We start from the raw sequence: 10,714 nt of genomic DNA, 5'->3' as shown, positions 1-10,714 counted from the left end.
AGCTTAGCGGAAAACTTCCGCGCTGCCCGGATCTTTCGGATCGGGGCCGTAGCGGTTCGGGCCCGGCGTTCCCGGCAATGCCATAATCACAATGAACGCGATCGAAGCGATAAGGCCGATAAACGGAATCATCGATGCCACGATGAACCCAAGATACCACCAGCCCGACATGTCACGATCATGCAACCGGCGTACGGACACGGCGATGGACGGGATAAATACTGCCAGCGCCCAGACTGCCAGAAGCAATCCGACGCCGGTAAACAAGCTGGTGTAAATCGCCAGGGGATTTGCTGAATTGGCGCCTGCAAACGCCGATGCACCGGATGTTGCGACCATCAAACCAATGACGACCGAGTAAACGATCATGTTCAACAGAGCGAACATCCAGAACTCTTTTCGCCGCGAACGCCCTGAAAATTGCGCATATTTGCGCAGCGGCATCAGCATCCATTCCATACCATGTTCCTCTTTACGGTTGCTTCCAGGAAGGCAGTCACATGGACCATCTTCGCGCAAGAAAAAAGGGGCCGCCCGCAGGCAGCCCCTTCCCCCCTTCGCGTGGTGCGCGCGATCAGAACTTGTAGCGCACCGTGCCGCCATAGGTGCGCGGCTGGTTCGGATAGGCCGAGATTGAACCGGGCTGTGCCGGGCTGTCGAAGATCGACTGGAAATAGCGGTCTTCGGTGAGGTTGCGGCCCCACACCGACAGTTCCAGCCCCTCGTTCTCGAACACATAGGTGATCGAAGCCGAGAGATCGTTGACCTCGCGGCGGAAAGGTTCCGCCGCGGCCAGCGCCTGCGCCGTGCCGCCATCGGGCAGCGTGGGATCGAGGAAGCCGGGCAGACCTTCGACGATCTTCACATCGCTTTCGAAGTGGTATGTGGTGCGCAGGATCAATGTGTTGTCGCCAATCGGCTGCGCCCACTGGCCGCCCACCACCACGGTCCACTCGGGGATGCCCGCCGGACGCGTGCCCGTGATATCGCCATAGGGCGACTGCGGGAAGCTTTCGTAGCTCGGATCGAGCCAGGTTACCGCGAGGTTCAGGGTCAAAGGGTCGATCGGATTGGCCATGGTGTCGAATTCGACACCATAGGTGCGCTGTTTGCCCGCGTTGGCGAGGAAGAAGCCGGTGCCCGTGAACACATTTGACTGGAAACCGTTGATATCCTGCCGAAAGCCGGTGAGATTGGCCGTGTAGTTGCCCCAGCTGCCCTTGAATCCGATCTCGATAACTTCCGATTCCTCAGGGCCAGCGAAGCGGCTGCCGAAGGTCTGGTTGTTGTAGAGCAGGCCCGCCTCCCCAAGCGCGGCGGCATCGCCCGGTGCCGGGCGGCTATCGCGCGACAGGGCGAAGGAGCTGGCCTTGAAGCCCGTTGCATAGCTCGCATAGACGTTAAGGTCGGGCGAGATGTCGTAGGCGAGGCGCACAGTGTACGAGAAGTTGTCGTCGCTCGTCTCGCCGCTTTCCACGCTGTTGGGAATGTTCACGAAACGCGGGAAGTTCTGCAAGGCCTGCGCCTGGAGCAGCGAATTGACTGCGGGATTTGTCTCGTTGGCATCGGCAAACGCCTGGACGCCCGCCTGAATGGTGGGGAAGGCAGCAACGCCAGCCGCACCGGCGGGGCTGGCGCCCGTGGCGAAGGCCTGGATTTCCGCCTGCGTCGCCGGACGACCGAGCGATAGCGCCGCACCCACCTGAGTGGCCACACCCTGCGCCACGATGGCCCGATTGCCCAGTTCAACAAGATCGATATTCGAGAAGGTACCGACCGACTGATAGTCGGTCGTACCGGTCTTGTCGTCCATCGTATAGTTGCCGCCGAGAGTCAGCGTCAGGCCATCGACCACCTCGAAATCGAGCTGGGCGAAGATCGACAGTGCCTGGTTGTCGAGCGTGAAGGTGCCCTGCTCCACCGTGCCAGGGGCGAAGAAGGTGCCTATGAACTCACCCGGATTGCCTGAGTTAAGCTGGCCCAGCAAACCCTCTGCCTGAACCAGCGACCGACCAAGCAACTGATTGCTCAGCACATTGGCGTAGGGGCGGAAGTCATCGCCATAGGCGACGCGCTGGTTCTCCTTCACCGATTCGTCGAAGTAGAACAGCCCGACGAGGCCTGAGAAACGATCCCACTCCCCGGTCAGACGTGCTTCCTGCGTGAAGGTTTCGAACTTCTGGTCGTTGAAACGGCGCAGCAGGTCGGCCGAGGTGAAATCGACGTCCTGCGCGAAATCGCCGCGCGTCTCGCGATAGGCGGTGATCGAGGTGAAGGTCAGGTTGTCGTTCAGATCATAGTCGAGCTGACCCGAGATACCGCTGTTGGTGACATCGTTGCTCGAGGCCAGATTGTTGTAGACCTGATCGGCGAAGGCATCGGCAGGAGTGTTTAGCTGACCGCCGATTAGCTGAAGCGCCTGCGTGAAGCTGGAAGGCTGCACGTTGACCACCGCACAGCAGTTCTCGTCGAGGTTCGAATAGTCCGCGATAAGGCGGAATTTCAGGTTTTCGCCATTGTCGTAAAGCGCCTGACCGCGCACGAAATAGCGATCACGCTCGTTGGTCGTGCCACCAATGGCGAGATCGTCGACATAACCGTCGCGCTTGTTCACGCCCATTGCCATGGAAAACGCAAGGTTGTCGCTGACCGGCCCGGAGAGATAACCCTTGGCAACCAGCGCATCGTAGTTGCCATAGGACAGCTCGACACTGCCGGTGGGCGTGAAGCTCGGCTCGGCAGTGACGATGGAGATGATGCCGGCCGATGCGTTCTTGCCGAACAGCGTCGATTGCGGCCCGCGCAGCACCTCGATCCGGCTGACGTTCGGAAGATCGTTGATCTGCGAGGCCGAACGGCTGCGATAGACGCCGTCGACGAACACGCCGACCGAAGGCTCGATCCCTGCATTGTTGGCCCCGTTGCCGAAGCCCCGGATAATGAAATTGGTGTTGGCCGAGCTTTGGAGCTGGCTGACGCGCAGCGAGGGAACGATCGTCTGCAAGTCCTTCAGGTCGCGGATTTGCTCACGCTCCAGCATCTCGCCGGTGGTGACGGTGACCGCGACGGGCACTTCCTGCAAGGTCTGCTCGCGCTTCGTAGCGGTTACGACGATGGCGTTGCCCGAGGCGATATCGGCGCTGGTTTCGGTATCCTGCGCCCGAGCCAGAGCCGGAACACAAAGCGCGATGCTCGAAGCTCCGCACAACACTAGACGCGACAGGCCGGCACGACCGGCAAACTTGGTGGTCATAGATCTTTATCCTCTCCTGCCAGAGATCGTGCTTGTTGCTGCACGTACCGCCCGGCGACCGCATTTTTATCGGCCCAATTGCCTCTTCAATAAACCCTTCGCATTTGACCTTGTGCCCTTGGCTGCGCGCTTCTTTGCGTTTCTGTTGCGCCAAGATCACAGTTTAGGTCATAGGTCTAACCTATACGTTAGGCAAGCGAGCGTCAATGCACAGCTTGCAGGCGGCGGCCCTATCGTCTACGGGCGCGGAAATCTTCGCAGGCGCAGCACGGATTGCGCCCAGCCAACCCGGGAAAAATCGTCAATGTCTTCCGCGCTTCGCAATATCGCGATCATCGCTCACGTCGATCACGGCAAAACCACGCTCGTCGATCAGCTGTTCCGCCAGTCCGGCACCTTCCGCGACAACCAGCGCGTGGAAGAACGCGCGATGGACAGCAACGATCTCGAGAAGGAACGCGGGATCACCATTCTCGCCAAGCCGACCTCGGTCGTGTGGAACGATCTGCGCATCAACATCGTCGACACCCCCGGCCACGCCGACTTCGGCGCCGAGGTGGAACGCATCCTGAGCATGGTCGACGGCGTGATCCTGCTGGTCGACAGCTCGGAAGGCGCGATGCCGCAGACCAAGTTCGTGACCGGCAAGGCGCTCGGCCTCGGCCTGAAGCCCATCGTGGTCGTCAACAAGATCGACCGTCCTGATGGCCGCCACGTCGAAGTGCTCGACGAGGTGTTCGATCTGTTCGTCGCGCTCGAAGCCGATGACGAGCAGCTCGACTTCCCGGTGCTCTACGCCTCGGGCCGCAACGGCTATGCCAGCAGCGATCCCGATGCGCGCGAAGGCACGCTGGAGCCTTTGTTCGAGCTGATCCGCGACCACGTTCCGGCGCCGGGCCTCGATGAGAACGCCGAGTTCGCCATGCTGGCCACTCTGCTCGATCGCGACAACTTCCTCGGCCGCATCCTCACCGGACGTATCGAGAGCGGCAAGCTTGAAGTCGGCATGCCGATCAAGGCGCTCGACGTGAACGGCAAGCAGATCGAAGCCGGCCGCGCCACCAAGGTGTTCGCCTATGATGGCCTCGAGCGCGTGCCTGTAGAAACCGCCAAGGCGGGTGATATCGTCGCCATCGCCGGCCTCACCATCGCCACCGTTTCCAACACACTGTGCGCGCCCGAAGTGAGCGAGCCGATCGCCGCCTCCGAAATCGACCCGCCGACCCTGTCGATGACCTTCTCGGTCAACGACAGCCCCTATGCCGGGCGCGAAGGCGACAAGGTGCAGAGCCGTGTGATTCGCGACCGGCTTGAGCGCGAGGCCGAAACCAACGTCGCCATCCGCATCACCGAGAGCGCCGAGCGCGACGCTTTCGAAGTGGCCGGCCGCGGCGAATTGCAGCTCGGCGTGCTGATCGAGAACATGCGCCGCGAGGGCTTCGAGCTGTCGATCAGCCGCCCGCGCGTGCTGTTCCGCGATGGCCCCGATGGCCGCGAAGAGCCCTATGAAACGGTCGTGGTCGACGTTGACGATGAATTCTCTGGCACCGTCGTCGACAAGATGGCGCAGCGCAAGGCCGAGCTGACCGACATGCGCCCTAGCGGCGGCGGCAAGACCCGCATCATCTTCTCGGCCCCCTCACGCGGCCTGATCGGCTACCACGGCGAGTTCCTGAGCGACACCCGCGGCACCGGCATCATGAACCGCCTGTTCGAGAAGTATGGCCCGCACAAGGGCAAGATCGAAGGCCGTCAGAACGGCGTGCTGATCTCGATGGAACAGGGCGAGGCGCAAGCCTACGCGCTCAACATGATCGAAGAGCGCGGCGTGCTGTTCGTGAAGCCGGGCGAAAAGCTCTACGAAGGCATGATCATCGGCGAGAACGCCAAGCCGCAGGACATGGAGGTCAACCCCCTCAAGTCGAAGCAGCTGACCAACTTCCGCGCCAGCGGCAAGGATGAAGGCATCCGCCTGACCCCGCCTCGCCGGATGACGCTGGAACAGGCCATCGCCTATATCCAGAACGACGAGCTGGTGGAAGTCACCCCGCAGTCGATCCGTCTGCGCAAGCGCTATCTCGATCCGCACGAGCGCAAGCGCCACGCGCGCAAGAACGAAGACTGAGCCAACAGCCATCGCTAACGCGTAAGGGCCGATGTTCCGCATTGGGGGACATCGGCCCTTTCGTTGGCGGCTACTGGTAGGCGGCCATGTTGGGCTGCCCGTTCGATGCGCTCAGACCGCCATCCACCGCAAGGTTGACCCCGTTGACGAAGCGGGCATCGTCGCTGGCAAGAAAGGCGATCACATCGGCCACGTCTTCCGGTTCGCCAGCGCGCCCGAGCGGGATGCGCTGCATGAACTGCTCCTTCAGCGGCTCGTTCTCGATCACCCCGTCCGCCATTTGCGTGCGCGTAAGCGAGGGACACACGGCATTAACGCGGATGCGCTGCTCGCCAAGCTGCAATGCCATCGCGCGCACCAAGTTGGTCACCGCGCCCTTAGAGGCACAATAGACCGGCAGAAGCCAGTCACCGCCGGTTCCCGACACGCTTGAGGTACACACGATCGAGCCTTCGGTCTTCGCCAGTTCGGGAATCGCCGCTTTCATCACGCGCAGCGAACCTTTCACATTCACGTCGATCACGGTGTCGATGTCGTCTTCGTCAGTATCAGTTAGCATTCCAAAAGTGGCTACCCCGGCATTGCTGACGAGTACGTCCAGCCTGCCAAACGCCTTCACTGTCTGTTCAACCAGGCTCGGCGCAAAATCGCGTTCGCTGACATCGCCCGGCACGATCAGGACGCGCGCTTTATCGAAATCACCGATGACCTTCTCAAGATCGTCGCGGTTGCGCGAGTTCAGCACGACGTTCGCACCTTCGGCTGCAAACCGGCGGGCGGTGGCAAGGCCCATCCCGCTCGACGAACCGGTTACGATCACGGTCTTTCCTTCGAACCGCTGCATGGGTGATGTGGTCATATTGCGCTTTCCTGTCTGATTAATTGTCTCGCAAGATCAGCGGTCGCCTCGCGCAATGGTTCCAGCGCTCGCCATGCCCGGAGCCGGGCCGCCGTATAGGCGGATCGCCGCTCGGACAGGGGAGCGGATCTGGCGAAAAAGCCATTGCCGGTGCCCAGCCCCTCTCGCCATATTCAGCCACCTCGCCTAAGGCAGCGCCAATGGCAGATACCCGACCCGACCTTGCCGGCCTGCGCGTGGCTCTGTTCAGCGGCAATTACAACTACGTGCGCGATGGCGCCAACAAGGCACAGAACCGCCTTGTCGGCACGCTGATGGAACACGGCGCGGATATGCGGGTCTATGCGCCCACCATCCCCAACCCGCCGTTCCCGCCCACCGGGCCGCTCGTCTCGCTGCCCAGTTTCGCTATCCCCGGGCGCAGCGAGTATCACATTCCCATCGGCCTCTCGGCCAAGGTGCGCGCCGATCTCGAGCGGTTCGATCCGGACGTAATCCATATTTCCAGCCCCGACCGCGCCGCGCGGCAGGCTGCTGCCTGGGGCCGCAAGCACGGCAAGCCGGTCGTCTGCACGATCCACACGCGGTTCGAGACCTACCCGCGCTATTACGGCTTCGGCTTTGCCGAGGGGCTGGTCGAGGCATGGCTGCGCAAGCTTTATCGCCGCTGCGACATCCTGCTCTGCCCCAGCCCGACGATGATCGGCGTCCTGAAAGATCAAGGCATGAACGACCGGGTGGAAGTTTGGTCGCGCGGCGTCGAAAAACAGATTTTCAATCCCGGCGCACGCGATCTGGAATGGCGGCGCAGCATCGGCTTGGCCGACGAGCCGCCGGTGATCGGCTTCCTTGGGCGGCTGGTGCTGGAAAAAGGCCTCGACGTGTTCGCCGAGACGCTGGCCGAGCTGCGCAAGCGGGGGGTGCCGCATCAGGTGATGGTGGTGGGTGAAGGCCCTGCGAAGAGCTGGTTTGCCGACCACACCCCCGGCGCCGCCTTCGCTGGCTTCCTCGCGGGTGAAGACCTGGGCCGCGCCGTCGCCAGCATGGACATCTTGTTCAACCCCAGCGTCACCGAGACTTTCGGCAACGTCACGCTCGAAGCGATGGCCGCCGGGGTTCCGGTAGTCGCCGCCAAGGCGACCGGATCGAGCGGGCTGGTGGCAGACGACCGCACCGGGCGACTGGTCGATCCGACCGACATTGCAGGCTTTGCCGATGCGCTGGCCACCTATTGCGAGAATCCCGCACTAGGCAAGGCGCATGGAGCCGCCGCCGCCGAAGCCGCTGCGGCCTACGACTGGGAGACGATCAACCTCGCGGTCGGCGCGATCTACCGGAAATTGCTGGCAGAGCGCGCCGCCGCCTGAGGCTCAGAGCTTCTCGATCTTGCGCGCGAGTTCGTCGATCAGGTCGACGATCTGCGCCTTGTTCTCGGAGTTAAACCGCCCCGCCGCCGCACGGTTGGTTAGCACGCTGGCAAGGTTGCCGAGCGCGCGCATCATGTCCGACGACTTGGCCGCCCGCGCCCGTTCGCCGCGCTTGCCGAGCCGTTCGAGCAGCGCCTCGATCTCCTCGGTGTTTTCGGCCAGTTCGGCGTGGCCTGCCTCGGTAGCCTCGAACACCTTGCGCGTATCCTCGCTCGGCTGCGCGGCGATCAGGCCCTCGTCGGCAAGCATCGCCAGCGTTGGGTAGATCACGCCGGGGCTCGGGGTATAGGCACCGTCAGTGGCCTCATCCATCGCGCGGATGCAGTCGTAGCCGTGGCGTGGTTCTTCCGCGATCAGAGCCAGCAGCACCAGCCGCAGCTCACCGGGCGCGAACATCTTGCGCCTGCGTCCGCCGCCATGGCCCCGATCATTTCCGCGCCCGCGATGCTCGCCCCTGCCACCGCCAACGTTGATGTTGATGCCGCTCCGGCGACCAGCCTGATTGAATAGCCCGCCGGGGCCAAACAAGCCCTGCGGCCCGAAGATACCGTCCGGGCCGAGCACACCTTCGATCCCGAAAGCATCACCATCGCGGCCGCGCCGCCGGTGCCTGCCTCCGCGTTCGGCGGAATGCTCGTCGTCGCGGTAGTCGTCATTGTTGCGATTGTCGTCTGTCATAGAAAATTCCTGAAGATGCATCCCACGATATAGAAAGATATATCTTACAAGGTCGCTTTCAAGAGCCGGGATGCAATCGCGGCGCAGCGCGCTACATAGCAAGGCGATGAGCGACCTGTTCCAAGACGACCCTGCCCCCGCCACCAGTTCGGCGCCCGACGATCAGGCCCCGCTGGCCGAACGCCTGCGCCCGCGTGCGCTCGACGAGGTGATCGGGCAGGAACACCTGACCGGCCCCGAGAGCGCAATCGGGCGCATGGTGGCGGCGGGAAAACTCTCCAGCATGGTGCTTTGGGGGCCGCCGGGCACCGGCAAGACCTCCATCGCTCGCCTGCTCGCGGCCAGCGTAGGGATGCGCTATGAGGCGGTGAGCGCGGTCTTTTCCGGCGTCGCCGATCTCAAAAAGGCCTTCGAAGCTGCGCGCAAGATGAAGGACGCCAGCGGCCAGCGCACGTTGCTGTTCGTGGACGAGATCCACCGCTTCAACCGCGCGCAGCAGGATGGCTTTCTGCCGTTTGTCGAAAGCGGTGTGGTGACGCTGGTCGGCGCGACCACCGAGAACCCCAGCTTCGAACTCAACGCCGCGCTGCTGAGCCGCGCGCAAGTGCTGATCCTGCATCGGCTCGATGCGGCGGCGCTCGCCCGACTGCTCGAAAAGGCGGAGGAGCTGGAAGGCCCCCTCCCCCTTACCACAGAGGCGCGCGAGGCGCTGATCGCCAGCGCCGATGGCGACGGGCGGTTCCTGCTCAATCAGGCCGAAACGCTCTATGCCGCGAAGATTACCGAGCCGCTCGGGCCGGGCGAACTGGGAGATTTCCTGCAACGCCGGGTGGCGGTCTACGACAAGGACCGCGAGGGGCATTACAATCTCATTTCCGCGCTCCACAAGGCGGTGCGCGGGTCCGATCCGCAGGCGGCGCTCTACTATCTGGCGCGGATGCTGGTGGCAGGCGAAGAGCCACTGTTCCTCGCCCGCAGGCTGGTGCGCATGGCGGTGGAGGACATCGGCATGGCCGACCCCGCGGCGCTGACCCAGTGCGTGGCGGCGAAAGAGACCTATCAGTTCCTCGGCAGCCCCGAGGGCGAGCTGGCGCTGGCGCAGGCGTGCATCTATCTCGCCACCGCGCCCAAGTCGAACGCGGCCTACAAGGCCTACAAGGCGGCCTCGCGCTCCGCCCGTGAGACGGGCAGCCTGATGCCGCCGATGAACATCGTCAACGCGCCGACGAAGCTGATGAAAGAGGTCGGCTACGGCGCGGGCTACACCTACGATCACGATGCCGAAGAGGGGTTCTCTGGCGACAATTACTGGCCCGAGGAGATGACCCCGCAGACATTCTACGAGCCGGTCGAGCGCGGGTTCGAGCGCGAGGTGCGCAAGCGGCTCGACTACTGGCAGCGGCTGCGCGAGGAGCGGGCTTGAGCCGGTTTTGCCATTTCGTTGCCATCGATTGGTCGGGCGCGAAAGGGGAGCGGCACGGCTCGATTGCGGTGGCCGCGTGCGGACTCGGCGATGATGCACCGACGCTCACCACGCCGCCAGCCGGAGCGTGGTCGCGGCGCGATGTGCTTGATCTGCTCAAGCACGGCCTGCCTGATAAGACGCTGGTCGGGCTCGATCTGGGCACCTCGCTCGCCTTTTCCGATTGCGGCGCGTTCTTCCCCGGCTGGGCCGAAACACCGCCAGATGCCAAGGCGCTGTGGCAGCTGGTCGAGCACTATTGCCGCGAGGACGATCACCTCGCCGCCTCCAGCTTTGTCGCCCATCCCGAACTGCGCGAATATTTTCACCATGGCGCGCAGATGGGCGCGCACTACCGCTGCGACGGGGCCGAGCACCGAAACGGCCGCCTGCGCGTGACCGAACATGCCCAGCGCGCCATGGGCTGCCGTCCGCACAGCAATTTCAAGCTGGTTGGCAGCGGACAGGTCGGCAAGGCCACGCTGACGGGGATGCGGGTGTTGCACGGGCTTGAAGGCGCACTGCCGGTATGGCCGTTCGATGCAGACCCCGGCACCGGCTCGCTGCTGGTGGAGATGTACACGGCGATCCCCGCACTGGCGGTGGGCCGCAAGGCCTCGGCCACGAAGATTCGCACGTTCGAGGAATTGAACGATGCGCTCAATCATCCGGCAGTCGGCTCCGCGCCCGTTGTCGGCAGCGGGCCAATCAGCGACCACGCTTCCGACGCACTGCTCACCGCCGCATGGCTGCGCCGCGCTGCCTTGCGCGAGGAATTGTGGCACCCTGTGGGTCTTACGGATGAAATTGCGCGCACCGAGGGCTGGACCTTTGGCGTCGGCTAGGGCAAAGGGCCGCGCCTGACTTGCCCTAAAGCAGCGCAGCGTTAGGGCGAATGCAACGCCCTCAA

General features: G+C 63.4%; 8 protein-coding genes. 4 read left to right on the top strand and 4 right to left on the bottom strand.

Annotation, left to right across the window (positions count from 1 at the left end; genetic code table 11):
• Window positions 1-3: 3 nt before the first annotated feature.
• Both E0473_RS12375 and E0473_RS12370 read right to left on the bottom strand, forming a co-directional pair.
• The gene (locus tag E0473_RS12375; protein ID WP_137681198.1) at window positions 4-459 is read right to left on the bottom strand and encodes a DUF805 domain-containing protein; all 456 of its coding nucleotides are present in this window, start codon (window positions 457-459) and stop codon (window positions 4-6) included.
• 115 nt (window positions 460-574) lie between these two features.
• Complete coding sequence (locus tag E0473_RS12370; protein ID WP_137681197.1) at window positions 575-3,253, bottom strand: TonB-dependent receptor; 2,679 nt, start codon at window positions 3,251-3,253, stop codon at window positions 575-577.
• Between the two features lie 304 nt (window positions 3,254-3,557).
• On the opposite strand from E0473_RS12370, the gene typA reads away from it, so the two are divergent.
• A complete protein-coding gene (typA, locus tag E0473_RS12365; RefSeq protein WP_137681196.1) occupies window positions 3,558-5,378 on the top strand; it encodes a translational GTPase TypA in 1,821 nt (606 codons plus the stop codon).
• Between the two features lie 70 nt (window positions 5,379-5,448).
• On the opposite strand, the gene budC is transcribed toward typA, so the two are convergent.
• Window positions 5,449-6,237, bottom strand: a complete 789-nt coding sequence (budC, locus tag E0473_RS12360) for a meso-2,3-butanediol dehydrogenase (RefSeq protein ID WP_241657494.1) — start codon at window positions 6,235-6,237, stop codon at window positions 5,449-5,451.
• A gap of 200 nt (window positions 6,238-6,437) precedes the next feature.
• Here budC and E0473_RS12355 point away from each other — a divergent pair, with 200 nt between their 5' ends.
• Window positions 6,438-7,604: a glycosyltransferase family 4 protein gene (locus E0473_RS12355; protein WP_137681195.1), complete on the top strand. Its 1,167-nt coding sequence runs from the start codon at window positions 6,438-6,440 to the stop codon at window positions 7,602-7,604.
• A 3-nt stretch (window positions 7,605-7,607) separates the two neighbouring features.
• On the opposite strand, the gene E0473_RS12350 is transcribed toward E0473_RS12355, so the two are convergent.
• Window positions 7,608-8,342 carry a PadR family transcriptional regulator gene (locus E0473_RS12350; protein ID WP_137681194.1) on the bottom strand — a complete coding sequence of 245 codons (735 nt, stop codon included), beginning with the start codon at window positions 8,340-8,342 and terminating at the stop codon, window positions 7,608-7,610.
• A 106-nt stretch (window positions 8,343-8,448) separates the two neighbouring features.
• Here E0473_RS12350 and E0473_RS12345 point away from each other — a divergent pair, with 106 nt between their 5' ends.
• The gene (locus tag E0473_RS12345) at window positions 8,449-9,765 is read left to right on the top strand and encodes a replication-associated recombination protein A (RefSeq protein WP_137681193.1); all 1,317 of its coding nucleotides are present in this window, start codon (window positions 8,449-8,451) and stop codon (window positions 9,763-9,765) included.
• Window positions 9,762-10,649 (top strand): ParA family protein, encoded by an 888-nt coding sequence (locus tag E0473_RS12340; RefSeq protein ID WP_137681192.1) that lies wholly within the window; start codon window positions 9,762-9,764, stop codon window positions 10,647-10,649. Before E0473_RS12345 ends, E0473_RS12340 begins: the two co-directional genes overlap by 4 nt.
• The last annotated feature ends 65 nt before the right edge of the window (window positions 10,650-10,714 follow it).

It is taken from the genome of Aurantiacibacter suaedae (genome assembly GCF_005434915.1).
Taxonomy (GTDB): domain Bacteria; phylum Pseudomonadota; class Alphaproteobacteria; order Sphingomonadales; family Sphingomonadaceae; genus Alteraurantiacibacter; species Alteraurantiacibacter suaedae.
This window is presented reverse-complemented; position numbering and strand designations above follow the sequence as displayed.

Bases quoted from the DNA above. Each gene is read 5' to 3' on its own strand.
- E0473_RS12375 (WP_137681198.1), bottom strand. From the start codon at position 459: ATGGAATGGATGCTGATGCCGCTGCGCAAATATGCGCAATTTTCAGGG.
- E0473_RS12370 (WP_137681197.1), bottom strand. From the start codon at position 3,253: ATGACCACCAAGTTTGCCGGTCGTGCCGGCCTGTCGCGTCTAGTGTTG.
- typA (WP_137681196.1), top strand. From the start codon at position 3,558: ATGTCTTCCGCGCTTCGCAATATCGCGATCATCGCTCACGTCGATCAC.
- budC (WP_241657494.1), bottom strand. From the start codon at position 6,237: ATGACCACATCACCCATGCAGCGGTTCGAAGGAAAGACCGTGATCGTA.
- E0473_RS12355 (WP_137681195.1), top strand. From the start codon at position 6,438: ATGGCAGATACCCGACCCGACCTTGCCGGCCTGCGCGTGGCTCTGTTC.
- E0473_RS12350 (WP_137681194.1), bottom strand. From the start codon at position 8,342: ATGACAGACGACAATCGCAACAATGACGACTACCGCGACGACGAGCAT.
- E0473_RS12345 (WP_137681193.1), top strand. From the start codon at position 8,449: ATGAGCGACCTGTTCCAAGACGACCCTGCCCCCGCCACCAGTTCGGCG.